Here is a 24,273-nt window from a genome sequence, read left to right as displayed (position 1 = left end):
TTTCTCCCGTTGGCCAGTCCATCGCCGAAGCAGCTGCAGCAATCGTTTCATCGCTTGAATGTTGGTTCATCAAAGCCATGTGCTATCAGGCTATGCCAATCCTGATTTCATTCGGCATCAAATTGGTTGTTGTCATTGCCTCTAAGCTTGTCCACAGCAGAACAGTCTGTTTCTCGTGACCTTTAAAGAGCTTGTGGCCAGTTTCAACAAACAAGGCACGAGCTGGGATGAGCTTTGTCTTGAAATCAGGTGTGAGAGCTGTTTTGCATCGGTTTTTGATGAAGTGAACGAGCAAATGGGCTCTTCAAGTGATGTACTCGCTCGGCTTGCCGATGAATTTCCCAATCACTACAAGAGTTATGCCAAGGAGAGGGGCCTGGTTCAGCCTTGATCAAGAGGTGTGAGAGAGGCAGTAGGTCGTGACACCACCCACCAAATCAAGCAACCACGCCCGAAGAGGTCTCCCTCTCACCTTCAAATCCTAGTTGTGGCTCTGGCCTCCGTCAGCCCCGGGTTCACCGAGAGGTAGCCAAGTTCGCTTTCGCTGCTTTTAGGGCTTCCTCGCAGGCAGCTCGGTCTTCGCTGTCGATGTCACCCTGACTGCCGTTCAAGCGTGCCTCCAGGAAGGCGATCTCATCAATCCAATAGGCCCTGTCTTTGCCTTGTTGTTCAGTCACGCGTTTGGAAAGGTGTCAGTCCATCGCACCCTTCATAGAGGAACGCTGCCCAGGCGGCTGCCACCACTGTCTGGTTTGTTCATGGCTTTGGGCTTGTGCGCTGAGAGGACGCAGACTGGGTGGATCTGAAGAAGGAGCGCATCGCTATCGACGAGACGTCTCCAGTTATCCCCATGACCGCGCTGGTCATCGATGCCGATGGGCATCTGACCTGCATGGGTGAAGACGGATGCCGCCGACAGATTGTTGGTGATCCAGAGCTCTTGGCGCGTTTGCAAGAGTTGCAAGGGAAGGACTGCACTGATGGCGATGGCGATTGGCAGTTGTAGTTGGTCTCGCCAGATCTCCCAAGATCAGCCGAAGATTTCTTCTTTCTTCGGAGCTGAATGAGTCTTTTGACCGATGGGCTGTTTTGTTCGCTTTCCTTATGACGAGCAAAGCCATCTTGAAGTCATGGACACAATGTTTTTTGTTGGCGTGAATGCGGGGCTTCTGATCCTGCTGATTTTTGGTCTTGTATCTGCCAAAGCCAAGATCAAGGCCGGCCGTAAAGAGATCATCTGAGCCACCAACGAAGCCGGTTTCATTGCTGGTAGGGGCAAGAAAAAACTCCGGCGCGTTACGGCACCAGGAATCTCTTCACCACCAAGATCAAAGTCCTGTCGATTCGTTCAGGGCCTTTCCTCGGTGGTCGTCAGAGCTGCCAGTGCTCTTTCGATTTGTTCAATCTCATCTTTTTGGCGTATGCCATCGCCCTTGTATGGGGGGAAGCGGGTTGTCGTTCAGAGTCCTAAACCCAATCATCTGAATACTTTGTCTTGGTGGCGCTCAGTTCACGGATGTCTTCTGTGAGGTGCTGTGCTGCCCACATGCCTCTGACGACTTGGCAGACACCTTCCTGGTCGCAAACCCTGTAGTACTCGAAGCCCTCTGGAGCGGTGGTGAGTCTGGTCTTGGTTCCTTTCATGTTCTTGATCTCCGCTGATCCAACAAATAGACAACAAGATGAGTCCCGACTAGGCGAATTGAGACAAAGGGTTCAGCTTGTTACAAATCCTTGGATGGCTTAACAGGCGCAATTTCAATTCAGGCCCTTGGCGCGATGTGGGTGGCCAAGTCAGCGTTGAGTCAGCTGATCTGGCCGTTGTCCACCTCTGCGACCTGGACGAGGGTGGGACCTTGGGATCTCTGGAGCCACCGCGCAGTGAGAAGCCCGTTCAAGCAGCTTGCTTGAGCAGGAGAGCAATAAAAAAACCGCCCCTTGCGGAGCGGTTGAGATGTCAGCTGGGGACTGACTTGTTGTCGCATCGGGGAGACAGGATTCGAACCTGCGGCATCTTGCTCCCAAAGCAAGCGCGCTACCAAACTGCGCCACTCCCCGGCGCATATAGAGATTAGCGGTCAGCGTGCAGCTGTTCAGCCAGGTTGACGCCGCTGCTGATCGCTCCCTCCGCTCTGCCGAAGCCAGGCCCTGCGATCCAGTCGCCACAGAACCCAACGGCGCTGGTGGGGCACCACTGCAGTTCTTGTGGCAAGGGGTTGTTGAGGGGCCGTGAGGCGCCCCAGCGCATCACACCCAATGGTGTCGCCTGGTTCAACGCAGCTGAAACAACCGGCAGGGCTTGCAGCAGTTCGGGCAACAGCTCCACCAGGCGCTGTTGCTCCTGAGCCAGCAGGTGCCCCTGGCTTTCGGGCGTGATTGCTTCCCCGGAATCCAATCCATGCACCACAAGCCCCCAGCGTCCATCGCTTTGCGGCTGCAGCACGAGGCGTTCCACCTTCCAGCGCGCCTTGGCGGCGTCGTCCAACCAGATCTGAGCGGGCAGCTCCTCCGCCTTGAGCGCGAGCACGCCCAGATCCACCATCAGGTTCCAGCGCACTTCGGCTTGGCTGTGTTGCAGCAGGCTCAATGCCTTGTCGAGGTCGTCATCCACGCCTTCTGCAATGGCTGTGCGCAGGGGGACGTCATCCCAAGCCAGCATCTTCAGTGAGCGGGGATGGGCCAGCAGGGTTCCACTGAGGACAAGGCGCTTGGCCCTGAGGCTCCAGGTTCGATCCTCGTTCTCCAGCAGCCAATGGTCCTTGCGGTGCTCCAACCAGCGCACACGGGTTTCGAACTGACGGCTCAGCTGCGCGGTGCCAGCCGTATCGAGAAGCGCCTCGCAGATGCTGGCCATGCTGGGTACACCATGCCACCAGCCACCATTTGGCCAGGCGTTTGGGCTGGTGGCAGGCGACAAACCGGCTTCGACATCGAGCGAAAGCACAGCTCGCTTGTCCTGCTGAAGCACACCCTTAGCTCGCAATGGCTTCAGCAGTGAATCCATGCCCTCCGGCATGGATTCACTGAGGTTGAACCCCGGTGCTCCATGGTTGAGCAGCCAGCCACTTTGGTCGCGTCTCCTGCGGGTGGCCGTGCGTCCACCTGGACCCCGGCCGGCCTCGATCAAAGCGATGTTGAGATCGGATCCCAGCTGCTGGAGCCGGCCAATCAGGCTGCAGCCAGCCAGTCCTGCACCGATAACGGCGAGATCAACCTCAGCCACGTTCGCTGAAGCCTCTGCCGCCGATCACATCCAGTAGCGCTCTGCGGCCACTCGAGAAAACAAACCACCCAGCAATGCCAGAAGAATCGTGACGCCAAAGAATGCGAAATACGCCATCTGAACTGTTGGCCTGATCAGAGATTCACGGCTTTATAACAGCCGCTCGGTCGTCGGCTCGGTTGAGTCACGAGACGACATCAAATCGTGGATATGGGTCGCCTGAGATTCGAACTCAGGACCAGCCGGTTAAAAGCCGGATGCTCTACCGCTGAGCTAGCGACCCGTGCCCGCTTGGGCATGCCATTTCGGCACCAATTGAGGTTATCACTCAGGTCGCCGGGGAGACTGGTTGCTGATGAACCATTGTCATGACTGGCTCCAAGTCCTGGCCCGATCCCCAGATCGATGCCAACGCCTGGGTTGCTGAATCCGCCGTCGTGATTGGCAATGTGCAGATGGCAGCGGGCAGCAGCCTCTGGCCCACGGCCGTTGCGCGCGGAGATCTCGAGCAGATCAGCATCGGAGCGGGCAGCAATGTTCAAGACGGTGCCGTGCTCCATGGCGATCCCGGACAGCCGGTTCGCCTCGGTGCTGACGTCACTGTGGGGCACAGGGCCGTCATCCACGGCGCCACGCTCGAGGATGGATGCCTGGTGGGCATTGGGGCCATCGTTCTCAATGGCGTCACCGTCGGTGCAGGCGCCCTGGTGGCGGCTGGTTCTGTTGTCACCAAGGATGTACCTCCCGGCACTTTAGTGATGGGTGCGCCAGCGGCGGTGAAGCGGGAGTTGTCGCCTGAGGCGATTGATGAACAGCGCTGCCATGCCCGGCGTTACGCGCAATTGGCGGCATCCCACGCCAAGATCAGGCCTTGAACGCACTCCTCTGATTGCTGCGAATTCGATCAGCTTTCAAGGAAGGTCGTGGGATCAACGGAGAAGTCCGTAAGATCGGCGACACAGATTTCCGTTTTCAAGAATGGTCCGAGTTGCCATCGGTCTGGTCCTCATCCTGGTGATCGTCGGTTACTCGGCCTTCAGCGTGATCACCACGGGCCAGGTTCTGGGTATCGATGCCCGCCTGTTCCTGGTGGTTGCACCGATCCTGGCCGCCGTCAGCTGGGCTGCTTTCAACATCGGCCGTGCGGCTGTGGGTCAACTGCAGCTGATGCTCAAGCGCAGCCGCGCCTGATCCAGGCAAGCGAGCTTCGTAGGCTGAAGGCTGCTTGATGCAGCCGGTTGTCTCAATCTCCCCATGTCACCGTTCTTGGTGCCGGCCTGGCCGGTACCGAGGCGGCCTGGCAAATCGCCCGAGCAGGTGTTGCGGTCACTCTGGTGGAGATGCGTCCGATTCGACGCTCGCCTGCGCACCACAGCAGTGATTTCGCTGAATTGGTGTGCAGCAATAGCTTTGGCGCTCTGAGCAGCGACCGTGCCGCAGGCTTGCTGCAGGAAGAACTTCGCAGGCTCGGCTCTTTGGTGATCGGCACGGCCGACACCCATGCCGTGCCGGCCGGCGGAGCCTTGGCGGTTGATCGCGGTCGCTACAGCGCTGCCCTCACGGAAGCTCTCGACCAGCATCCCCTGGTCACGATTGAACGGCGTGAGCAGCAGGCTCTACCGCCGGAGGATGCGATCACCGTTTTGGCGACGGGGCCGCTCACGAGTGAACCGTTGGCGGAGGATCTGCGCCAGTTGACCGGCCGTGCCGACTGCCACTTCTTTGATGCGGCCAGTCCGATCGTGCATGGGGACAGCATCGATCTGTCGGTGGCCTTCCGCGCCAGCCGCTACGACAAGGGGGATGCCGACTACATCAACTGTCCAATGGACAAGGAGCAGTACCTGGCGTTCCGCCAGGCCCTGCTGGAGGCGGAACAGGCGGAACTCAAAGACTTCGACAAGAACGACGCCACCTTCTTTGAAGGCTGCCTGCCGATTGAGGAGTTGGCGCGTCGTGGTGAAGACACCATGCGTTATGGCCCCCTGAAGCCGATCGGGCTCTGGGATCCCCGTTGGGGAGATGTCAACGATCGCGATGTGCGCCGGGCCAAGCGCGCCTACGCGGTGGTGCAGCTACGGCAGGAAGACAAGGACGGGCGCCTCTGGAATCTGGTGGGTTTCCAGACGAATCTCAAATGGGGTGAGCAGAAGCGAGTTCTGCAGATGATCTCCGGGCTGGGCCAGGCGGAATTCGTGCGCTTCGGGGTGATGCACCGCAACACCTTCCTGGAGTCGCCGCAGCTGCTGCAGCCCACCCTGCAGTTCCGCCAGCGCCCCAACCTCCTGGCGGCAGGCCAGATCACCGGCACCGAGGGCTATGCCGCCGCCGTGGCCGGTGGCTGGTTGGCCGGCACCAATGCGGCCCGGCTGGCCCTGGGCCTGGAGCCCATTGATCTGCCGGCCACCTGCATGAGTGGAGCCCTCACCCATTTCGTCAGCGAGGCACCAACGGCCAAGTTCCAGCCGATGCCCCCCAATTTCGGTTTGTTGCCGGAGCTGCCGGAACGCATTCGCGACAAGCGAGCGCGCTATGGCGCCTACCGCGATCGTGCCCTGCAGGACCTGGAGCCGATGCGGGACCTCCAACCCCAGACCGTGACGGCATGACAACCCCTGCGGAGGCTCGCCGGATCGAACAGCGCTCCCTGCGCTTCGGGGTTGGAGCCAACGCAGTGATGGCCCTGGCTGGCTTTTCCGCCCATGTGCTCACCGGATCCTCGGCCCTGTTGTTGGACGGCCTTTATTCCGCCGTGTTGGTGGGCTCGTCCTTGATTGCCAGTCGCATCAGCCGCAACGTGGTGCGGCCACCGGACCGAGCCTGGCCCTACGGCTACGAAGGCCAGGAAGCCCTGTATGTGCTGTTTCGCTCCCTGGTGCTGCTCGGGGTGATCGGCTTTGGCGTCGGCAGCTCCTGCTCCACCTTGATCGATTGGTGGCGTGGAAACAGCATTGCGCCGCTGCATCTGGGGCCGGTGGCGCTCTACACCGCTTTGATGACAGCGCTGTGTGGACTGCTGGCCTGGCGGCACCGCCGGGATTGGCGCCGCACGGATCGGGTGTCGCTGCTGCTGCTCACAGAGGCCCGCAATGCTCGGATCGATGCGGTGATCACCCTGGCCACGGGTCTGGCCTTGCTGGCGTCGCCGCTGCTCTTGGTAACGCCCTTGTCTGCCCTAGCGCCGATCACCGATGCCCTGCTGGTGCTGGCGGTGAGCCTGGCCTTGCTGCGTGAACCGCTGGCGGCGCTGCGGGATGCCATGGCTCAGGCCGCGGGCTGTGCCGCCGACCCGGATGTGCTTCAGCGCACGCGACTGGTGTTGATGCAGGAGCTGGTGGGGCTTCAGCTGCAGATGATGGATTTCACGGTGCAGCAGCTGGGCCGCACGGCCTTTGTCGTGGTTTACATCAATCCGCTGCAGCCCCAGGAAAGTCGGGTGATTGATGGGTTGCGCCATCACATCGATGCCCGCTGCAGTGCCGAACTCGGACGTCCGGTGCGCTCTGAGGTAATCCTCACGGTGATGCCGCCGATTCATCGCCAGAATCCAAGGCCGCAGACGGCCCCTTAGCGTCACCCCCAAAGAAGCGATGCCATGAGCGAGAACCAGCAGTGGGATGCCGTTGTGATCGGTTCCGGCATCGGTGGTTTGGTCACCGCCAGTCAGTTGGCGGCCAAGGGAGCCAAGACCCTCGTTTTGGAGCGGTATCTGATCCCCGGCGGCAGTGGTGGTGCCTTCAAACGCGAGGGCTACACCTTCGATGTGGGGGCCTCGATGATCTTCGGCTTTGGCAAGAAGGGTTTCACCAACCTGCTCACCCGGGCCCTCGCCGATGTGGGGGAGCACTGCGACACCATCCCCGACCCCGCCCAGCTCAAATACCACATGCCCGGTGGGCTGCGCATCGCCGTGGATCGCGACTACGAGCAGTTCATCACCGATCTCACGGCGCGGTTTCCCCATGAGGCGAAGGGGATCCGCCGCTTCTACGACACCTGCTGGCAGGTGTTCAATTGCCTCGATGCCATGCCGCTTCTCTCGCTGGAGGATCCGGCCTACCTCACCAAGGTGTTCTTCAAGGCACCACTGGCCTGTCTGGGGCTGGCCCGCTGGCTGCCGTTCAACGTCGGTGCGGTGGCCCGCGAACACATCAAGGATGAGCAGCTGCTCAAGTTCATCGATATCGAGTGCTTCTGCTGGTCGGTGATGCCGGCGGATCGCACGCCGATGATCAATGCCGGCATGGTGTTTTCCGATCGCCATGCGGGCGGGATCAACTACCCCAAAGGAGGCGTCGGCGTGATCGCCGAAAAGCTTGTGAAGGGATTGGAACGTCACGGCGGCGCCATTCGCTATAAAGCCCGAGTCACCGAGGTGTTGATCGAAAACGATCAGGCGGTTGGCGTGAAGCTGGCCGATGGAGAGGTCATCTGCGCCAAGCGTGTGATCTCCAATGCAACCCGCTGGGACACCTTCTCGGATGCGGGTGATGAGCAGCGCCGCTCTGGCCAGGCCCTGGTGGATGCCGCCCACACGCCGGGCAAGGAGCAGTTCTGGCGCAAGCGTTATGTGCCTTCCCCTTCGTTTCTGTCGCTGCATCTGGGGGTTCGGGCTGACCTGATTCCGGCCGGCACCCACTGCCATCACCTCCTGCTCGAAGACTGGAACCGGATGGAGGACGAGCAGGGGGTGATCTTCGTGTCGATGCCCTCGCTGCTGGATCCGGATCTAGCCCCGGCTGGGCATCACATTGTTCACACCTTCACGCCCTCATCGATGGAGGCCTGGCAGGGACTGACCCCCAGCCAGTACCGCGAGAAAAAGGAGGCGGATGCTGCACGGTTGATCCAGCGGCTGGAGGCGATCCTTCCCGGCCTCGCCGATGCCATCACCCACAAGGAAATCGGCACGCCCCGCAGTCACCGGCGTTTTCTGGGTCGCTTTCAGGGCAGCTATGGCCCGATTCCGGCGATGCAACTGCCGGGACTGCTGCCGATGCCGTTCAACCGTACGGGCCTGAAAAACCTCTATTGCGTGGGGGATTCCTGTTTCCCCGGCCAGGGCCTCAACGCTGTGGCCTTCAGTGGGTTTGCCTGTGCCCATCGGGTTGGGGCCGACCTGGGCCTCAATCCCTGGGCGCTGCCGGCCTGATCTTCTTCCTAGCGTGATCGTCCATAGGAGTTGGGATGCCGCCTGAGTTTCAGCCGTCGTCGGACGATCTGGCCCGCTACCTCGAGCAGAGGGGCGAGCTGACCAAGCCCTGGAATCTGCAGATGCTGCGGCTCAAGAAGCTCAAGGAAGCCAAGGACTCGATGGATCCTCAGCTCTACCTCGAGAAGGTGCAGGAGGCCCATGCCGATCTGATGCGGCTCGGTCAGTTCTGGAAGGGGCGTGAACAGGAGGTGTTTGGTGGCACCTACCAACCGTCTGAACTGATTGAACCGCTGCCCGGTTCTCCAGACGACCGATGAACGGCATCGAACGTTTCGGGTTATCGCCCCTGATCCGCTTCACCCTGCTCAGCCTGTATGGGGCCTTGGTGCTGCCCTTGCCATTGCTGGCCCCTGCGGAGTCGCGCTGGCTGATGGTGGCAGGGCTGCTGCTGGGCTTGGTGTTGTTGATCGGTCTGTTGAGTGAACGGGTGGAGACCGATGCCGAAGGCATTCAGGTGCGTTACCCCGCCTGGATCCGCTGGTTGCTGCGGCGCGGCTGGTCCATGCGTTGGCAGGATATTCGGGCCCTGGTTCCCGTTGGCACCAGTCAGGGGGGAACGGTGTATTACGTGAAGGCAGTTGATCTGCGCCACCAGCTCCTGCCGCAACGCATTGAGCGCTTCGATCGATTCCTGGAGCTGCTGGCCGCCAACACCCCTGTGTCGACAAAGGGCATCGGGCGTCTGACCCCGCCCTGGACGTATCAGCTCTTGGCTGGATTGGCCGTGCTCATGATCGCCGGCGAACTGGTCACGTCTCTGGCGCTGGCCCAGGGCTGGATCAGTTTGCCGGCGGGTTATCCAGGCTGATCAGAGCTGTTTCTTTCAATAGAAAACCCCGCCAGTGCTGACGGGGTGGAGTGTGTGAGGTTTGGTCGGGAGATGGATGGGGACAATCCGCGCCTCCTGCTTTCCCTTGACGGGTCTTGTATGGCTCTCAGCCTGTTTCAGAGACGCCCTTGGCAGGCATCAGGCTCCCCGACGCCATCGTTCAGGCATCAGCAATCCACTTGCATGTGGGCGATGGTGAGCAATGGAAGCATCCTGTTCTCCTCTTAGAGCACACCATCTCCGTTCCTGTCTGAGAGCAACTCCCCCGTTTGAGGGATTTGTTCACCAGCGCAGCTCCCCCATTCCAGGGACGTCATCCCACCAGCCACTCCCAATCCGGACGTAAAACGCTGTCTCGCTTCAGACCGGTATTGCCGCTTCGATCTCCCAGCCCTCGTTGAGCAGCTCTTCGGCTCGTGTTGGAGCCTCTTCTGAGGCAACGTCGATGAGGAGAAATCTCTCTCCCTGGTTGCAATACAGCCTGGTTAATCCGATCACGGCGGGGGCTCCCGGGTGTCGACAGCGCCATGTTGACCCGGCTGCGCTGATCAAGCAATGAAGACGCTCCTGCAAACAACTCTTGATTTTGTCCAGATGTCTGGCGTTGCCATGGGGCGCTCAGACGCTGAAATCGATGCAGTTGTTCCGATCGGATGACAACTGAACTCACCAACCTCCCCTGCGGAACGGTTCAGCTCAAAGTCTGCGTGAATCACCTCTGTGAATTGGGTTGGGTGACCTCGCACCATCTGGTTCCGACCAAAGAGGCTCAGTTGAAGCAGGCCCTGCGCCATCACAAGACGAATTAAGGGCTCTTCAAAGGGCTTGAGCTCCAAGGCTGCTTTGGGGTGGCATTGATGGGCCCTGACCCCAGAATTCCAGTCGCTGACTGGAATGAATTCACTTGATTCAGCTGGCTGGCAGATTGTCGAGGCTGAAGCGATAGCCCCGCTGACGCACTGTGGTGATTCCACCGCCCTCGCCAAGACCGGCCTGCTCCAGCTTGCGGCGCAGGGTCAACACCTGAGTGTCCACCGAACGAGGGCCACCGCTGAAGGGAGGCCAGGCCATCCGCAGCAGTTCCTGCCGGCTGCGCACCAGCCCAGGCGGCATCAAGAGTGCACAAAGCAGGGCAAATTCGCGGGGGCTGAGCTCCACCGGCTGCTCCCGCAGCGTCACCTGGCGGAGGAGCAGATGAACCTCCAGCGGACCAACGGTGACCCGCTCCTGCAGGCCGCTGTGCCCCCGCTTGAGCAGGGTGCGGCAGCGGGCGGCGAGTTCCTCGAGGCCAAAGGGTTTGCGCAGCACATCGTCGGCACCGTCATCCAGCAGGCCCACCACCGGTTCGGCTCCGGCCCGTGCAGTCAGCACAATCACCGGGCAACGCAGCTGCTCCGCCAAGCGCAGGGCGGAGCTGCGCTCCAGCAGTTCTGCACTCACCAGGAGATCGGGTGACTGTTCCTGACAGACTTCCAAAGCTTCAGCGGCACTGGCCACTGCTGCGGTGAGATGACCGTCCTGACGCAGTCGCTGCACCAGCACCGTGCGCAGGGTGGGGTGCGGTTCGACCACCAACACTCGCGAAGGTTCCTGACCGGTGCTTGCGCTTGGCATCACCACCGGATCGCTGCTAGCTGCAGACGCTTCCGCCGTGAGGTCGTGGGGAGTGGAGGTCACTGGATCGGCCCGGGCACACCTACGCTAAGCCGAAATTCCTGGCAGGCTGGTAGCAGGGGCTGCTGTTGTATCTCATGACATCACTCGACGACCCTGAAGCCATCCGCCATTTCCAATCGCTCTGCGATGCCTGTCAGGAGCTGACGACGAGATATCACACCCCGTCGGAGCTACGGCTGTATTCCGACGGCTACCTGCATGCATTGCGGAAGTCAGGATCGCTTGATCCCCGCTCTCAGCATCGCCTCGAACAATTGATCGATCGCTGGATCATGGATCCGTCCAGCTTTATTGGCCCTGACGGGGATGTGAGCAACTTGTATATGCGCCAACCCCAGGGTTATTGAGTTAACTGGCGAGAGCGATTTCCAGCTTTTCGCGAAGTTCGCCGGAGTTGTACATCTCGATCAGGATGTCGGAGCCTCCGATGAATTCCCCTTTCACATACACCTGGGGGATGGTGGGCCAGCTGGAAAACTCTTTGATTCCCTGACGAATCTCTGGATCAGAGAGAACGTCGAATGTCTCGAATGCCACACCAAGGGAGTGCAGGATCTGCACCACATTGTTTGAGAATCCGCACTGGGGCATCAGCTTGGAGCCCTTCATGAACACGAAGATCGGGCTGGATGCGACCAGAGTTTCGATGCGAGCTTTGGTGGAGGTGTCCATCGTTGAACGTGAGTTGGCTTTAAGCGGACGCAGCGTCCGAAGGGGTTGAGGTGTTGAGGGCGAGGGCGTGAATCGCTTCGCTGGCCAATTCCTGCTGTAGCGCGCCGTACACCATTTGATGCTGCCTGATGCGTGAAAGGCCAGCAAAAGCAGACGACACCACCGTCACCTGGAGGTGATCACCGCCACCGGTGAGGTCTTCAACGGTGACGTTGGCGTCGGGAATGACCTGTTGGATTGCGGCTTCAACGGCATCCGGCTGCACCATGGCGGCGGTTGTGCAAAAGGGGACTGGCTCAGATGCTGACAGACCGGCTCATTGGCCGGCAGCCGATGCACCCCGGAATTCGGTTTCAACGAAGCCCAGTTCCAGCAGGCTCTGATAGGCCTTTTGACCCTGAGGCTTGGCCGGCGTCATCAGCTTGACCACCTCGACCAGCACTGGAACAGCCACTTCGGGCTGGTTCTGACGGCGGAACAGGGCTGCCAGGCGAAGGTTGGTTTCCGCCAGCAGTTCCAGGGCCTCACGGCCCTTGGTGTCCATCTCACGGGGGATTCGAGCATCAAGCCCCCGGAAGGCACCACTCAGGTCGCGATAGAAGGCCAGGAGTTGCTTGGAGGCTTTGCGGGCTTTGTCGTAATCAGCCCGCGCCTCGGCCAGGTCCCCCCGGCTGGCTGCTGCATCGCCCTCAGCCAGCATCGAACGCACGGCCGCCGGGTTAAATCCGCCTTGGCTCTGAGCCAGAACGCGGTTCTCGGATGACGTTTGGGCGATCCCAGCAGCGCCGGTGACTCCCAGGGTTGCCACCAGAGCAGCAGTCGTCAGCAATGCGCGACAACCCATGAGACCAGCAAGAAAACGTGCGCGGACTTTAGAAGCTCCGAAGCGGTCGGCCAACGGCAGCACGGGCCGCTTGTTCAGCCGTATGCATCGCTGCAGCGAGTTCGCTGTTGAACTGCCGCGTCGCGTCGCGATCTCCCTTGGCTGGAACGCTGAGCGGTGCCCCGAAACAGAGCGCTGCCCGGCTGAAGGGCCGTGGTGGGGCCTGGCTGTAGCCCAAGCCAACGGGAACCACAGGAACGGAAACGCCGCGGCTCTGGGCCAGTTGGGCCAAACGCACCAGGCCGGGCCGCAGCTCAATCGCCGCGTCCTGCCGGTGAATCCTGCCTTCGGGGAACATCACCACTTGCTGTCCGTCGGCCAACAGGTCGATGGCCAGACGCAGGGTGGTCATCGAAGGCCGTCCCTGGTCCACCGGGAAGCAGCCGAGCCGTTGCAGAAACCAGCCCTGCAGCCCCCGCATTTCGGTGGTGGTCACCATGAAGCGGCAGTCGCGGCCACTGACCCGACGGCCAGCGGCCAGCGGCAGCATCAGGGCATCCCAGCGGGCGCGGTGCGTCGGTGCCAGCAGCACCGGGCCCTGATGGGGGAGATGCTCTGGGTTGAGCACCAGACGCTCACGGAATTGAAGGCGCAGCGCCAGATCCTGGGTGGTGAACATCGCCAGGGGGGCCCAGAAGCTGTCGATGCCGACATGCAGGCTGTTTTCTCGGGTCGCCAGGGCCGCTTGCAACGGGCTGATCGGATTCGATGCCTGAGAACCTAAATCCCCCAGGCAAAGCTGCATAGGATCCGGCCAACGACTGCCCCGTCATGGCCAGCCTCGGCGTCAATATCGACCACATCGCCAACATCCGTGAAGCGCGGCGGACCGTCGAGCCAGACCCGGTGTCGATGGCACTGCTGGCCGAACTCGGTGGGGCCGATGGGATCACCGTGCATCTGAGGGAAGACCGGCGTCACATCCAGGATCGGGATGTGGAGTTGCTGCGCCAGACCGTGCGCTCCCGCCTCAACCTGGAAATGGCCGCCACCGAGGAGATGGTGGCGATTGCGCTGCGGATCAAGCCCGACATGGTCACCCTGGTGCCGGAACGGCGGGATGAGGTCACCACGGAGGGGGGCCTGGATGTGGCCGGACAAGAGGCCTCCCTGGGGGCCATGGTGCAAACCCTTCAGGCCGCCGGGATACCTGTGAGCCTGTTTGTGGATCCGGAGGCCACCCAACTCCAGGCCTGCAAAGCCACGGGGGCCTGCTGGGTGGAATTGCACACCGGGCGCTATGCCGATGCCGACTGGAGCACCCAGCCCCAGGAGCTGGCGCGCTTGCAGGAGGGGACGGCCATCGCCCGGCAGCTCGGTCTGCGGGTCAATGCCGGCCATGGCCTCACGTATCAGAACGTTGAGCCCATCGCGGCCATCCCTGGGATGGAAGAACTCAACATTGGCCACACGATCGTGGCCCGCTCTGTCGCCGTCGGACTGCAACAGGCTGTGCGGGATATGAAGGTCTTGGTTCAGAATCCCCGCCTTGATCCCCTTTTCGGACAGGCGCCCGGATGACCACCTATCACTTCGTTGCAGCCAGCGAGCGCTTCCTCACCGTGGAGGAGCCGTTGGAGGAAGTGCTGCGGGAGCGCCAGCGTAATTACGCCGAAACCGGCAAGACCATCGATTTCTGGCTGGTGAAGCAACCGGCATTTCTGTCTTCACCTGAGCTGGCTGAGCTCAAGGCAACCATTCCCCAGCCCGCTGCCGCTGTTGTGTCCACCGATCCCACCTTCATCACCTTCCTCAAACTCCGCTTGGAGTACGTGGCTGTGGGTGCCTTTGAAGCACCGTCCGCGGGGATTCCCGATGCCCTTGCCGGTGCCGTCTGATGAATCCCAGTTCCCTCCCTGTTCAGCAGCGCATCGCACTTCTGGTGGAGGCCCTCGATGGTGCGGAGAAAACCAACAAGGCCTTGGCTACCTGCCCCGACGGGGACGCGATGGTGGACATCCTGCTGGGGGCTTCAGCCAAGCTGGGGTTGGGGTTGACCCGCCGGGATCTGACGGAGACGCCGCCGATTCGCGACTGGATCTGGTTCAAGAACAACGATCCCCTGGTCACCGTTGGTGATGCCAAGCCCCGCTACCGGCGCGAAACCCCAGAAAAACCCAAGCCAGACCCGAGCCAACCCAAGGAACGCAAGCGCTTTCTCGGTTTGTTCTGATCTGCATGCCGGATTCTTGGCCCTGCCTGGCTGAGCATCAGAATTGACCCATCTCCAGGTTGTTGCCTTGAACCTGCGCAGCCGTCGGCACTGGGTGATTGGAGATGTGCATGGCTGCCATCGGCCCCTTTGCCATCTGCTCGCCACCCTGCCGCCGAACGACCATCTGGTCTTCTGCGGGGATGTGATCAACCGTGGTGAGGCCATTCCCGCCACGATGAATCTGGTCTGGGATCTGGTTCAGGCCGGTCGTGCCACATGGCTGCGCGGGAACCATGAGCAAGACCTCATTGATGCCCTGGACTCCAGGGACGGCTTGAGTCAGCACGCCACCTATGCCCAGTTGGGCGACAGCAGCGCTCGCCAATGGTTGCCGCGCCTGCAACAGCTTCCGCTCGTTTATCGCGGTGACGGTTGGTGCGCCACCCATGCCGGGTTCGATGCAGCGGGCCAACCGGATCTCTCCATTCGTGATCCCTTCTGGGAGGCCTATGACGGTCGTTTTGGCCAGGTTGTTGTGGGCCATACGCCCCGCCCCCAGGTGGAACGCCTCGGCGAGATCGTTCTGATCGACACCGGTGCGGTCTACGGCGGTTGTTTATCGGCCTACTGCCCGCAAACCGATGCGGTCGTTCAGGTTGAAGGAGCGGCAACCGATGCCGTGCTGGCTGGAGTTGGCCCTTGCTGACGGTTTACCGAAGCAACAGGGCTGAATTTCTGGCTCGCTTGCTCTCCCGTCAGTTGATCGAGCAGCAGCCGGGCCCCCTGGAAACGGTGGAGGTGATGGTCAACACCTGGCCCACCAGCCGATGGTTGGGGGAACAGCTGGCCACGGCCAACGGCATCAGTTCCCTTGTGCGCTTCCCCTTCCCGGGCAGTCGCCTGCGGCAGCTGGTGCGCCAGGTGCTGCATCTCCCCGCGCAGGAGGACGATCCCTGGAGAGCGGGCCAGCTGGTGTGGGCTGTGCTCGAGCTGCTGCCGGAGCTGTTGGAGCAGCCCGTCGCCCAGCCGCTACGGACCTGGCTTACCCAGCGTGAAGGAACCGCCTCGGGGTTGACGCGGGACCGTTGGCAGTTGGCCCGTTCCATCGCCGATGCCATGGACGATTACGCCCTCTACCGCCCCGATCAACTGGAGCAGTGGAAACGGCCGCGGCCCGATGACGACTGGCAGCCCGTGCTCTGGCGACTGCTGGCCCAACGGCTTCCCCGGGCTCCCTTTGGCCTGCAGGTGCGTGAGGCCGTCGATCGTCTCCGGCGAGGAGATGTTGATCCAGCCCTGCTGCCGGAGCGGCTGCGGCTGTTTGGCATCAGTGCCCTGGCACCGGTGCAGGTGGATCTGATTCAGGCCTTGTCCGGTCTGCTGGAGGTGGAGATCTACCTGCTCACCCCGTGTCCGGATCTGTGGCAGCGCTGCGGCAGTCGGCGTGCCTCGCTCGGGGATGACTGGCTGGTTCCGCCCGACGGGGGCTGGTTGGCGGAGGCGCCGCGCCTGGAGGCCGTGCTTGGGCGGATGGGTGCCGAATTTCAGCAGTTGCTGGAGGGCTCCGGTGAAGCCCAGTTGGGGGAGCGACGCGAAGGGGATCTGTTTGCAGGTTCTCTGCAGATGGCCGCAGCGGAAGAGCGCCAGCCCACCCTGCTCGATCAGCTTCAGCAGCAGCTGGTGGATGCCGACAGCGTCGCCGCATTGGAGCGTTCCTCCGACGACCAGTCGCTGCTGTTTCAAGCGGCGCCGGGACCTTGGCGGGAGGTGCAATTGGTGCGTGATCGCATCCTGCAGTGGCTGGCGGCCGATCCCGATCTCGCGCCCCGCGATGTGCTGGTGATGACGCCGCAGATTGAGCGCTATGCACCGCTGCTCAGCTCCGTGTTCAACGACACGGCGGCCATCGGTGTCGATTTGCCCTGGCGCCTCACCGACCGCAGTCAGCAGAGCAGTCCGGGGTTGTCGATGGCGATGTTCACGCTGCTGGAGCTGGCGGCCACACGCCTCACCGCCACGGGGCTGGAACGTCTGCTGGCCAATCCGGCCCTGCAGGGCCAGCAGGGACTCACGCCGGAGGAGTCGGTGCTGATCACCCAGACGCTGCAACGCAGCGGTTTTCGCTGGGGCTTGGATGCCCGCGAGCGGGGCGGGGACGAGGTGCACAGCCTGCGTTGGTGTCTTGACCGTTGGCTGCTGGGCCTGGTGCTGCCCGTGGAGCCGGGCCTGGCTCCAGCAGGGGCGGCACCGTTTCAGCAGGAGCTGGATCCCGATCGCCTGGTGCGCTGGTGGACGCTGCTGGACCGTTTGGCGCGGATGCTCGATCGCCTTAGGCAGCCCCGGCCATGCCATGACTGGGTGCAGCTGCTGCAGTCCCTGTTGCAGGAGCTGTTCGCTGAGGGTGGGGACTGGGCCGATGAGTCGCAGAGCTGGGCGGTGGCCCTTGAGGAGTGGCGGTTGCGGGCCTATGACTGCCCCCTGGACCTCGATGCAGCCGTGGCCTTGGAGGTGCTGCAGGAGGCCTTGTCGGTGGACAGCGGTCGCTTCGGTCACCGCAGTGGCGCCCTCACCATCAGTGCCCTTGAGCCGATGCGGGCGATTCCCCACAAGGTGGTTGTCTTGATGGGCCTCGACAGCGCCGACTTTCCGCGCCCGAGTCGCCGGCCTGGTTTTCATCTGCTCGAGCAGCAACGGCGCCTGGGGGATCCCCGCAGCAGCGACCAGGACCGCTACGTGCTGCTGGAGGCCTTGATGTCGGCACGCCGTCATCTGCTGATCAGCTGGTGCGGGCGGCTGGAGCGCACCGGTGAGCCCCAGCCGCCTGCTGCGCCGGTGGAGCAGTGGCTTTCGGTGCTGCAGGAGCAGTTGCAACGGGCCGGTGCCTCCACGGAGGGGTTGTTGATCACGCCGCCGGCGAACCCCCTCTCCCGTGAGAACTTCCGGCCCGAGGCGCCGCTCAGCTGTGATCGCCGCCAGCTGGAGGCCCGGCGCTGCCTTGATCGTGCTCCGGCCTCGGCCCAGGTCCAGGGGTTGGCCTGGGCATCGCTCTGGCAGCACGACCTGACCGATGTCGATGTCGATGACGAGGTAGAGGCCGAGGGACGTGACCGAGACGACCTGGCCCTGGACCCTGAAGCGTTGCTGGCCTGGATGCAGCAGCCCCAGAAGGCCTGGTTGCAGGCACGGGGGTTGCGACCCGGAGAAGGCATTGAGGCGGTGGAGGATCTCGAGGCGCTCGAGTTGGAGGGGCTGCAGCGCTATCTGCTGCTCAACCACGAGCTTGAGGAGCAGTTCATTCTTGGATCGGCTCCGGATTGGACAACGTCGCTGGCGGGCCAGGGTGTGCTGCCGGCGGGGGCTGGTGCGGCCCTTGAGCAAGAGGAACTGCAGCAGCGTTGGCAGGCCCTGCAACGGCAGCTGGCATCGCTTGGTCCCTGCCGCCGGGAGGTGCCTGTGCTCGCCGGCCTGTCGATGCCCCTGCTCTACGCCGGCGACACCCAGGTGGTGGTGCAGCCCGGCATGCTCACGGCCGCGGCGGTGATGCGCGGCTGGTTGCAGCATCTGTTGCTCTGCGCTGAGGGATTGGCGCCTGCTGCCGGCTCAGCGGTGGTGGCCCGAAGCACCCGGGTTGCCGGCGCCGAGGTGCACTTGCGCTGGTCGGCGTTGCCAGCTGCTGCAGCCGAGGACCAGCTGCAGCAGCTGGCGCGGCTGGCGCAGCAAGGGCTGGAGTGGTGCTGGCCGGTCCCCCCGAAGAGCGGCTGGCAGATGGTGGCCAAAGACCGGCGCAAACCGGGTGAGGGGCCCCAGGACTTCCGCAAGACCTGGCAGGAGGAAGGGGTCACCCCGGTGATGCAGCTCTGCTTCGGCACGGAGATCGCTGCGGAGCAATTGATGGATCAGGCCGGATTCCAGGAGGCGTGTCAACTGCTGTACGGCCCGCTTCTGGCCCAGCTGCGTTAGTCGAAAAGCTCGTCGAGCATTTCGCGCATGCGTTCGTTGGAAATCAGCATGGGCTCGCCGGCCTGACGGCGGAAGAAGTAGGCCCGATGTTCCTGGTTGATGCTTTCAACAGCGGCGGCTTTGCGCACCAGCAGCTGGGCCAATTTCTGACGACGTTCGGGGGACACAACAGGCCGGTGGCTTTCACCAACGTGTTGGCCTGATGGCCCCGCACCCGCACAAGCCCCTGTTCTCTCAAGGGTTGGGTTGCATCCGTTCACAAGCCCATAAAAAAGCGAGGGTTCTTCAGGCCCCCGCTCAGGTCGTCTTCTGTTCTGGGGTGTGACAACACCCAGTCCAGTTCGCAGCTATCGCCGGCTGCTTCATGGAAGTTAACACTGGTTTTGAGGCCGAAGTTGAGCAGACTCCATCCATGGCCCAGCGCTTCGATGCCAACACCTACCCCCTTGGCCCTGGGGTCCGCCTGCTTGAGGCCAGCGCTGGCACCGGCAAAACCTTTGCTCTGGCGCATCTCTGCCTGCGGCTGATCACGGAAGCCGACCATGCCCTCGAGGCGTTGTTGGTGGTGACCTTCACCGATGCGGCTGCCGAAGAGCTGCGTTCCCGCATCGGCCAGCGGCTGCAACAGGCGTTGCAGGGTCTCGAACAGCTGGAGCAGGAGATGGAGGCTTCCGCTCCAGATCCCGTCCTGGCGGAGTGGCTGTCGGGTTCCGAGCCAGGGGAGGCACGTCAGCGGTGGATTCGGCGCTTGCTGGTGGCCCTGGAGCAATTGGACCGGGCCGACATCACCACCATCCACGGCTTCTGCCGCCGCAGTCTGCGCCGTCTGGCCCTCAGCAACGCCGCGGCCATGGAGCCTCAGCTGGACACCGACGCCACCGCGCTCCAGGCCGAGGTGGTTCAGGACCTGTGGCAACAGGAGCTGCTCAGCCTGCCGCCGGATCAGTTCAAGGCGTTGCGTCAACGCGGCCTCTCGCCTCAGACCCTGCGCAGGGGGTTGGCGCTACTCGATGGCGAACAGCAGCCGCGGTTCAGGGCCGTTGATGGGGCGATCGATCTCGACCAGCCCCTCGCCCCACAGCTGGAGCACTGGCTGGAGCAGCTCTGGAACGACTTCGTGCCGCTCTGGCAGCGGGACCATGCCGCCCTGGATGCAGGGTTCCGTCAGGCGGCCGAGCAGTGGAAAGCCCAGGGCTGTGGAACCACCACCCCTTATTCGGCCAAGCCCAAGAGCGATCGCTGCGCCCAGATCAACCAGTGGCTGCATGGGCAGACCGCAGTGCCGTCACTGCTTGAGATTGCCTCCCATGAGAAGCCGCTGAAGGAGTACTTCCACCCCGGCAGTTGGTGCAAGCTCGCGCGCAAGTGCGGTGAGACCGACCCCAGCCTGGTGACGCCGGCTTTGCAGGCCGCTGTTGCGGCGCTCTGGGATGCACCGATTGAGCGCACCTGGCAGTACCTGCTCGAACGGGGCTTGCAGGAGCTGGACCGCCGCCGTCGCCGCCGTGGGGTGATCACCTTTGGCGGCTTGTTGGCTGCCATGGACCCGGGCGATGGCGACGTTGTTTGGCTTGCTCCTCTGCAACAGCGCTATCGGGCGGTGATGGTGGATGAGTTTCAGGACACCGACCCCGTGCAGTGGCGCCTGTTGCAGCGCGCCTTCGGTGGTGGAGAACGCCACCTGCTGCTGATGGTCGGGGATCCAAAGCAGGCGATCTACCGCTTCCGGGGTGGTGATCTGGCCACCTACATGGCAGCGCGGGATCAGGTGGAGCGGATCGATCACCTGCTCGACAACTTCCGCACAACGGCACCGCTGATGGAGGGGTTGAACCGCTTGATGGCTCCGGGTCTCCCCCGATCTGAACTGCCTGTGCCCGCGGTGCAGCCCCGCAGCTCCGTCACCCCACCGAAGGATGCCCCGGCGTTGCAACTGCTGCTGCTCTCCACCGAGGTGCCCTCCAGCCGCAGTGCCCTGGAAGAAGAGCTGCCCCAGCGGCTCGCCGCGATGGTGCTGGAGCAACTGCAGCAACGGGAGGACCTCACCCCTGCAGATCTCTGCGTGCTGGTGAGTCGTCATCAACAGGCGGAAGACCTGCGCCGCGCCCTTGGGGGCTGCGGACTCCCCACCCGCCTGGTGACCCAGGGGGATGTGCTCGACAGTGAAGCTGCCTTGCTGTTGCAGTGGTTCCTCGATGCTCTGGCGGAACCGGGCGATGACCCTCGCTTGCGTCTGCTGGCCTGCTCGGGACTGATGACCATCGCGCCCGATGCCCTGGAGCCGGCCCTGTTGGATCAGCTGGCGCTGCAGTTGCGCGGTTTGGCTGAGGCGATGCCGCGGTTGGGCCTGCTCGGGGCGCTGGCTGATCTGCTTAAGGGTGAACAGATGGCGGGGCTGTCGGAACGGGGCCGGATGCTGGGGGATCTGCAGCAGGCGGCGCGGCTGGTGCAGGAGGCGATGCACCGCCAGGGGCTTGATGTGGCCACCGCGGCGGATTGGTTGCGGAGGGAGCGGTTGCACCCCAGCCAGCCGGTGCCTGAGGCTCGCCAGCCCCACAGCGATCAGGCCGACAGCGCCATCGCCGTGGTCACGGTCCACCGCAGCAAGGGTCTGGAATATCCGGTGGTGATCTGCCCCTACCTCTGGCAGTCCCCCCCAGCTGTGTCCGGTCCGCTTTGGCGTGACCCCCGCTCCGGAGAGTGCCTGGTGCGGGTGGATGTCCACTGGGGGGAGGGCTGGCAGGCGGCGCAACAGGCGCAGCGGGAGGCTGCGGCCGAGGCCGAGCGGCTGGCCTATGTGGCGGTGACCCGAGCCCAATCCCAGTTGGTTCTGATCTGGGCCAGGGCCAACGGCCAGGAGGATTCCCCCTTGCCCGCCTGGTTGTTCGGTGCTGAGGCCGCTGGGGATGCGATCGACAGCCTCACCGATGAGCGGCTGAGCCAAGCCCTGGCGGAGCGACAGGTTCCGATCAGCATCGATGGCCTGGTCGAGAGCCTGCCCAGCGGCAAGCGTTGGCGTTCTCCGCTGCGGGCCGAGCCGTTGGCGCTTGGTTCCATCCCCAAGCGGATCGACCGGAGTTGGGGCCGGGCCAGTTATTCGGCCTGGATTGCCTCATCCGACGACGTTCAGCTGCATGAACAGGGTCGTGATCGCGATCCCGGCGCTGAGGAATCGACGGTGGAATCGGCGTTGGAATCGACATTGGAATCGGCGGTGGAATCGACGGCGGCGAGGGCAGAACCGGCATGGTCCGAGACGGGGCCGCTGGCGGCCTTCCCGCGTGGGGCCGGGGCTGGTGATTGCCTGCACCGGATCCTCGAACAGTTCCCCTTCTCTGCGGCGGAGGCCTCTGAGCCCCGCCAACGGCTCGAGCTGATCGCCGCCGAGTTGCGCCGGGCAGGGCTTGATCCCGATCTTCAGAACGATGTGTTGACGGGGTTGGAGCAGGTGTTGCAGACGCCCCTGGGGGGACCGCTGGGTGCGTTATCGCTGGATCGGCTGGGGCCGCACCAGCGCCTGCCCGAACTCAGTTTTGATCTGCCGGTGCAGCACGTGCGCACGGCCGATCTGGTGGCCGCCTTCGGTTGTGATGCCGAGGCCCGTTTTGGCCGCACCTACAGCCCGGCGCTGGCATCGCTCTCAATCAACAGCCGTGGGTTTCTCACCGGTTCCATCGATCTGGTGTTCCAGGACCCCCACCACCAACGCTGGTGGGTTCTCGACTGGAAGAGCAACTGGATCGGTGAACGGCGCACCGGTGCTGAGCCGGGGCTTTGTGGTCCGCATCACTACTCCCAGGAGGCGATGGAGGAGCAGATGTTGCACCACCACTACCCCCTGCAGGCCCACCTCTACCTGGTGGCTCTGCATCGCCATTTGCGTTGGCGGCTGCCGGATTACGACCCGGAGCAGCATCTGGGGGGCTACGTCTACTGCTTCCTGCGGGGGATGCCCGGAGCGGTGATTGCCTCTCCAGAAGATGCTGTTGGGCCGGGGCGCATCGTTGAACCTGTGCCGCTCAATCGCATCGCGGCCCTGGATCGAGCCCTGGGGGAGGTGCCGGCGTGACGGAGCTGCTGCCCCAGGGAACCAGCACCTGGCCCTCCAGCTTCACGGCCGGACTCCATGCCGCCCTGCGGCGACGGATCCCGCCCCGGGCTAATGGCCCCGCCCTGGAGGAGCTCAGTCGCGATCTGGTGCTGGCCCTGGAGCAGGGGGAGTTGACGGTGGCGTTGACGCCGGAACGGCTGGCCGTTGCCCAAGCCAGTGGCTGGTTGGAGGGGGATGCTTCCCCCCTGCTGCGTCAGGGAGACCGGCTCGGCTGGCGCCGCTGGTTGCAGGCCATGGAGCAGGTGGTGGATGCGCTGGTGGAGCGAGCCCACGCTCCGGTTCCCAAGTCCGTCAAGGCTGTCGATCCCGAGCTCTCGGATCGTCTCAACGCTGAACAGTGCGCCGCCGTGCGCGCCCTGGATCAGGCCTCGGTGGTGCTGCTCAGCGGTGGTCCGGGCACGGGCAAAACCAGCACGGTGGTGGAGATTCTGGCCCGGGCGGAAGCCCGCCATCCCGGCCTGCGCATCGGTTTAGCGGCCCCGACGGGCAAGGCGGCCCGGCGTCTGGGGGAGGCGGTGCTGGCTCAGCGGGCTCCCTTGCCCTGCAGCACCCTCCACCGCTGGTTGGAGGCCGGAAGCCGTGGCTTCGGCCGGCACCGCCAGCGTCCTTTGGAGCTGGATCTGCTGGTGATCGACGAGATGTCGATGCTGGATCTGGCCTTGACCCAGGCCTTGCTGGAGGCGTTGCCCAGTGGGTGCCGGCTGCTGTTGGTGGGGGATCCAGCCCAGCTGCCGCCGGTGGGGAGTGGAGCGGTCTGGCATCGGCTTCAGCAGCCGGACGTGCGCGGCCGTTTCGGTGCCGGCGCCGTGCATCTGGAGCGCACCTACCGCAACCGCGGTGCCCTGGCCCAGGTGGCGCAACAGCTGCGCCAGGGGGATCTGCAGGCCTTTGCAGCGGATCTGGACGCCTTGCCTGAGCAGGCCAATCTTCAGGTGCATCCCTGGCCCCTGCGTCGTTTCCCTGCCTTGGTGCGCCAGCGCTGGATTCAGCGCCTCCAGCAGCTTCAGGCGCTGACGGTTGATCTCGACCGCTGCACCGAGCAGGAGCTGATGGCGGCGTCTCGGCCTTTGTTTGCGCTGCTCGAGCAGGACCTGTTGCTCTGTCCACGTCGCCGGGGGCCGTGGAGTCTTGATGATGTGCATCGCACGCTGCTGGGGGCCAATGCCGCCGGCAGAGTCGAGCGTTGGCCGATTGGCTTGCCGGTGATCTGCGGCAGCAATCAACCCGAACTGGGGTTGGCCAATGGTGACCTCGGGGTGGTGATCGGGGCAGGCTCTGAACGACGTCTGTTGTTCCAGGTGATGGACCCGGGCGGCCGGCTCGAGGTGCGCCGTTTGCATCCAGCCCGTTTGCGGCGTCTGGAGCCGGCGGTTGCGCTCACCATCCATCGGGCACAGGGCAGTGAGGCGGATCGGGTGATCGTGCTCTGGCCAGATCCCCTGGAGGATGGCCCGGCTGCAGAACATCAACGCCGATTGCTGTACACAGCCATCACCCGTGCCCGTGCCAGCCTCGATCTGGTGACGCTGATCTGACGCGGGTGGACTG

General features: G+C 63.3%; 27 protein-coding genes and 2 tRNA genes. 19 read left to right on the top strand and 10 right to left on the bottom strand.

From position 1 onward, the window contains the following. Positions 1–175 precede the first annotated feature (175 nt). Positions 176–391: a hypothetical protein gene (locus tag SynA1544_RS09080; RefSeq protein ID WP_114987852.1), complete on the top strand. Its 216-nt coding sequence runs from the start codon at positions 176–178 to the stop codon at positions 389–391. A 124-nt stretch (positions 392–515) separates the two neighbouring features. Here SynA1544_RS09080 and SynA1544_RS09075 read toward each other — a convergent pair whose 3' ends face one another. Next, complete coding sequence (locus tag SynA1544_RS09075) at positions 516–677, bottom strand: hypothetical protein (protein WP_186513125.1); 162 nt, start codon at positions 675–677, stop codon at positions 516–518. 119 nt (positions 678–796) lie between these two features. Between SynA1544_RS09075 and SynA1544_RS09070 the strand changes: the two genes are divergently transcribed. Both SynA1544_RS09070 and SynA1544_RS09065 read left to right on the top strand, forming a co-directional pair. Continuing rightward, entirely contained in the window at positions 797–1,006 is a 210-nt protein-coding gene (locus SynA1544_RS09070) for a hypothetical protein (protein ID WP_255477548.1), read from the top strand. Between the two features lie 73 nt (positions 1,007–1,079). Next, on the top strand, positions 1,080–1,241 hold the full coding sequence (locus SynA1544_RS09065) for a hypothetical protein (RefSeq protein ID WP_170950951.1): 162 nt from the start codon (positions 1,080–1,082) through the stop codon (positions 1,239–1,241). Between the two features lie 743 nt (positions 1,242–1,984). Here the strand turns inward: SynA1544_RS09065 and SynA1544_RS09060 are convergent. The 3 genes from SynA1544_RS09060 to SynA1544_RS09050 form a co-directional block, all read right to left on the bottom strand. Beyond that, positions 1,985–2,058, bottom strand: a tRNA-Pro gene (locus SynA1544_RS09060). A 13-nt stretch (positions 2,059–2,071) separates the two neighbouring features. Continuing rightward, the gene (locus SynA1544_RS09055) at positions 2,072–3,223 is read right to left on the bottom strand and encodes an NAD(P)-binding protein (RefSeq protein ID WP_186513124.1); all 1,152 of its coding nucleotides are present in this window, start codon (positions 3,221–3,223) and stop codon (positions 2,072–2,074) included. A gap of 211 nt (positions 3,224–3,434) precedes the next feature. Continuing rightward, a tRNA-Lys gene (locus tag SynA1544_RS09050) sits at positions 3,435–3,506 on the bottom strand. Between the two features lie 85 nt (positions 3,507–3,591). On the opposite strand from SynA1544_RS09050, the gene SynA1544_RS09045 reads away from it, so the two are divergent. The 8 genes from SynA1544_RS09045 to SynA1544_RS09010 all read left to right on the top strand — a co-directional run bounded on the left by SynA1544_RS09045 (position 3,592) and on the right by SynA1544_RS09010 (position 10,076). Further along, complete coding sequence (locus SynA1544_RS09045) at positions 3,592–4,098, top strand: gamma carbonic anhydrase family protein (protein ID WP_186513123.1); 507 nt, start codon at positions 3,592–3,594, stop codon at positions 4,096–4,098. Between the two features lie 193 nt (positions 4,099–4,291). Continuing rightward, positions 4,292–4,414, top strand: a complete 123-nt coding sequence (locus SynA1544_RS09040) for a photosystem II protein Y (protein ID WP_025362202.1) — start codon at positions 4,292–4,294, stop codon at positions 4,412–4,414. A gap of 47 nt (positions 4,415–4,461) precedes the next feature. Beyond that, positions 4,462–5,832, top strand: a complete 1,371-nt coding sequence (gene trmFO, locus SynA1544_RS09035) for an FADH(2)-oxidizing methylenetetrahydrofolate--tRNA-(uracil(54)-C(5))-methyltransferase TrmFO (RefSeq protein WP_186513122.1) — start codon at positions 4,462–4,464, stop codon at positions 5,830–5,832. Further along, positions 5,829–6,794 carry a cation transporter gene (locus SynA1544_RS09030; RefSeq protein WP_186513120.1) on the top strand — a complete coding sequence of 322 codons (966 nt, stop codon included), beginning with the start codon at positions 5,829–5,831 and terminating at the stop codon, positions 6,792–6,794. Before trmFO ends, SynA1544_RS09030 begins: the two co-directional genes overlap by 4 nt. A 24-nt stretch (positions 6,795–6,818) precedes the next feature. Then, complete coding sequence (gene crtH, locus SynA1544_RS09025) at positions 6,819–8,375, top strand: carotenoid isomerase (protein WP_186513118.1); 1,557 nt, start codon at positions 6,819–6,821, stop codon at positions 8,373–8,375. 35 nt (positions 8,376–8,410) lie between these two features. Continuing rightward, positions 8,411–8,695, top strand: coding sequence for a hypothetical protein (locus SynA1544_RS09020; RefSeq protein WP_115010170.1), 285 nt, complete (start codon positions 8,411–8,413; stop codon positions 8,693–8,695). Further along, the gene (locus tag SynA1544_RS09015; RefSeq protein ID WP_186513117.1) at positions 8,692–9,246 is read left to right on the top strand and encodes a hypothetical protein; all 555 of its coding nucleotides are present in this window, start codon (positions 8,692–8,694) and stop codon (positions 9,244–9,246) included. Before SynA1544_RS09020 ends, SynA1544_RS09015 begins: the two co-directional genes overlap by 4 nt. A 674-nt stretch (positions 9,247–9,920) precedes the next feature. Then, positions 9,921–10,076, top strand: coding sequence for a hypothetical protein (locus SynA1544_RS09010; protein WP_186513116.1), 156 nt, complete (start codon positions 9,921–9,923; stop codon positions 10,074–10,076). A gap of 100 nt (positions 10,077–10,176) precedes the next feature. On the opposite strand, the gene SynA1544_RS09005 is transcribed toward SynA1544_RS09010, so the two are convergent. After that, a complete protein-coding gene (locus tag SynA1544_RS09005) occupies positions 10,177–10,944 on the bottom strand; it encodes a response regulator transcription factor (RefSeq protein ID WP_186513115.1) in 768 nt (255 codons plus the stop codon). A gap of 74 nt (positions 10,945–11,018) precedes the next feature. Between SynA1544_RS09005 and SynA1544_RS09000 the strand changes: the two genes are divergently transcribed. Next, a complete protein-coding gene (locus tag SynA1544_RS09000) occupies positions 11,019–11,291 on the top strand; it encodes a DUF6761 family protein (RefSeq protein ID WP_186513114.1) in 273 nt (90 codons plus the stop codon). Position 11,292: 1 nt separating this feature from the next. On the opposite strand, the gene grxD is transcribed toward SynA1544_RS09000, so the two are convergent. Genes grxD through SynA1544_RS08980 form a run of 4 tightly spaced genes read right to left on the bottom strand, consistent with a single transcriptional unit; the run spans position 11,293 to position 13,244 of the window. Continuing rightward, positions 11,293–11,616, bottom strand: coding sequence for a Grx4 family monothiol glutaredoxin (gene grxD, locus SynA1544_RS08995; protein WP_115161820.1), 324 nt, complete (start codon positions 11,614–11,616; stop codon positions 11,293–11,295). A gap of 19 nt (positions 11,617–11,635) precedes the next feature. Next, entirely contained in the window at positions 11,636–11,884 is a 249-nt protein-coding gene (locus tag SynA1544_RS08990; RefSeq protein WP_114987834.1) for a BolA family protein, read from the bottom strand. 48 nt (positions 11,885–11,932) lie between these two features. After that, positions 11,933–12,460, bottom strand: coding sequence for a hypothetical protein (locus tag SynA1544_RS08985; RefSeq protein WP_186513112.1), 528 nt, complete (start codon positions 12,458–12,460; stop codon positions 11,933–11,935). A gap of 28 nt (positions 12,461–12,488) precedes the next feature. Then, the gene (locus tag SynA1544_RS08980) at positions 12,489–13,244 is read right to left on the bottom strand and encodes a 1-acyl-sn-glycerol-3-phosphate acyltransferase (RefSeq protein ID WP_186513111.1); all 756 of its coding nucleotides are present in this window, start codon (positions 13,242–13,244) and stop codon (positions 12,489–12,491) included. 26 nt (positions 13,245–13,270) lie between these two features. Between SynA1544_RS08980 and SynA1544_RS08975 the strand changes: the two genes are divergently transcribed. From SynA1544_RS08975 to SynA1544_RS08955, 5 genes are all read left to right on the top strand, one after another. Beyond that, positions 13,271–14,020 (top strand): pyridoxine 5'-phosphate synthase, encoded by a 750-nt coding sequence (locus tag SynA1544_RS08975; RefSeq protein WP_186513110.1) that lies wholly within the window; start codon positions 13,271–13,273, stop codon positions 14,018–14,020. Next, complete coding sequence (locus SynA1544_RS08970; RefSeq protein ID WP_186493451.1) at positions 14,017–14,337, top strand: MgPME-cyclase complex family protein; 321 nt, start codon at positions 14,017–14,019, stop codon at positions 14,335–14,337. The genes SynA1544_RS08975 and SynA1544_RS08970 overlap by 4 nt, the downstream gene beginning before the upstream one ends. Further along, positions 14,337–14,672 carry a hypothetical protein gene (locus SynA1544_RS08965; RefSeq protein WP_186513109.1) on the top strand — a complete coding sequence of 112 codons (336 nt, stop codon included), beginning with the start codon at positions 14,337–14,339 and terminating at the stop codon, positions 14,670–14,672. Before SynA1544_RS08970 ends, SynA1544_RS08965 begins: the two co-directional genes overlap by 1 nt. A 67-nt stretch (positions 14,673–14,739) precedes the next feature. Continuing rightward, on the top strand, positions 14,740–15,360 hold the full coding sequence (locus SynA1544_RS08960; protein ID WP_186515525.1) for a metallophosphoesterase: 621 nt from the start codon (positions 14,740–14,742) through the stop codon (positions 15,358–15,360). Further along, on the top strand, positions 15,354–18,614 hold the full coding sequence (locus SynA1544_RS08955; protein ID WP_186513108.1) for an exodeoxyribonuclease V subunit gamma: 3,261 nt from the start codon (positions 15,354–15,356) through the stop codon (positions 18,612–18,614). The genes SynA1544_RS08960 and SynA1544_RS08955 overlap by 7 nt, the downstream gene beginning before the upstream one ends. On the opposite strand, the gene SynA1544_RS08950 is transcribed toward SynA1544_RS08955, so the two are convergent. After that, positions 18,611–18,757 carry a hypothetical protein gene (locus SynA1544_RS08950; RefSeq protein WP_186515613.1) on the bottom strand — a complete coding sequence of 49 codons (147 nt, stop codon included), beginning with the start codon at positions 18,755–18,757 and terminating at the stop codon, positions 18,611–18,613. The two genes, SynA1544_RS08955 and SynA1544_RS08950, sit on opposite strands and share 4 nt — an antisense overlap. 269 nt (positions 18,758–19,026) lie before the next feature. On the opposite strand from SynA1544_RS08950, the gene SynA1544_RS08945 reads away from it, so the two are divergent. Further along, positions 19,027–22,683: a UvrD-helicase domain-containing protein gene (locus SynA1544_RS08945; RefSeq protein WP_186513107.1), complete on the top strand. Its 3,657-nt coding sequence runs from the start codon at positions 19,027–19,029 to the stop codon at positions 22,681–22,683. Further along, positions 22,680–24,260, top strand: a complete 1,581-nt coding sequence (locus SynA1544_RS08940) for an ATP-dependent RecD-like DNA helicase (RefSeq protein WP_186513106.1) — start codon at positions 22,680–22,682, stop codon at positions 24,258–24,260. Before SynA1544_RS08945 ends, SynA1544_RS08940 begins: the two co-directional genes overlap by 4 nt. Positions 24,261–24,273: the final 13 nt, after the last annotated feature.

The organism is Synechococcus sp. A15-44 (assembly GCF_014280115.1).
Taxonomy (GTDB): Bacteria; Cyanobacteriota; Cyanobacteriia; order PCC-6307; family Cyanobiaceae; genus Parasynechococcus.
The sequence above is the reverse complement of the archived record's forward strand: the minus strand, read 5'-3'. Positions and strand labels throughout refer to the sequence as shown.

Excerpts from the sequence above, each read along its gene's own strand:
- SynA1544_RS09010 (WP_186513116.1), top strand. The coding sequence starts at position 9,921 with ATGACAACTGAACTCACCAACCTCCCCTGCGGAACGGTTCAGCTCAAA.
- SynA1544_RS08970 (WP_186493451.1), top strand. The coding sequence starts at position 14,017 with ATGACCACCTATCACTTCGTTGCAGCCAGCGAGCGCTTCCTCACCGTG.
- grxD (WP_115161820.1), bottom strand. The coding sequence starts at position 11,616 with ATGGACACCTCCACCAAAGCTCGCATCGAAACTCTGGTCGCATCCAGC.
- SynA1544_RS08985 (WP_186513112.1), bottom strand. The coding sequence starts at position 12,460 with ATGGGTTGTCGCGCATTGCTGACGACTGCTGCTCTGGTGGCAACCCTG.
- SynA1544_RS08975 (WP_186513110.1), top strand. The coding sequence starts at position 13,271 with ATGGCCAGCCTCGGCGTCAATATCGACCACATCGCCAACATCCGTGAA.
- SynA1544_RS09000 (WP_186513114.1), top strand. The coding sequence starts at position 11,019 with ATGACATCACTCGACGACCCTGAAGCCATCCGCCATTTCCAATCGCTC.
- SynA1544_RS08990 (WP_114987834.1), bottom strand. The coding sequence starts at position 11,884 with ATGGTGCAGCCGGATGCCGTTGAAGCCGCAATCCAACAGGTCATTCCC.
- SynA1544_RS09015 (WP_186513117.1), top strand. The coding sequence starts at position 8,692 with ATGAACGGCATCGAACGTTTCGGGTTATCGCCCCTGATCCGCTTCACC.
- SynA1544_RS08965 (WP_186513109.1), top strand. The coding sequence starts at position 14,337 with ATGAATCCCAGTTCCCTCCCTGTTCAGCAGCGCATCGCACTTCTGGTG.
- crtH (WP_186513118.1), top strand. The coding sequence starts at position 6,819 with ATGAGCGAGAACCAGCAGTGGGATGCCGTTGTGATCGGTTCCGGCATC.
- SynA1544_RS09045 (WP_186513123.1), top strand. The coding sequence starts at position 3,592 with ATGACTGGCTCCAAGTCCTGGCCCGATCCCCAGATCGATGCCAACGCC.
- SynA1544_RS09065 (WP_170950951.1), top strand. The coding sequence starts at position 1,080 with ATGGGCTGTTTTGTTCGCTTTCCTTATGACGAGCAAAGCCATCTTGAA.
- SynA1544_RS08945 (WP_186513107.1), top strand. The coding sequence starts at position 19,027 with ATGGCCCAGCGCTTCGATGCCAACACCTACCCCCTTGGCCCTGGGGTC.
- SynA1544_RS09030 (WP_186513120.1), top strand. The coding sequence starts at position 5,829 with ATGACAACCCCTGCGGAGGCTCGCCGGATCGAACAGCGCTCCCTGCGC.
- SynA1544_RS09020 (WP_115010170.1), top strand. The coding sequence starts at position 8,411 with ATGCCGCCTGAGTTTCAGCCGTCGTCGGACGATCTGGCCCGCTACCTC.
- SynA1544_RS08980 (WP_186513111.1), bottom strand. The coding sequence starts at position 13,244 with ATGCAGCTTTGCCTGGGGGATTTAGGTTCTCAGGCATCGAATCCGATC.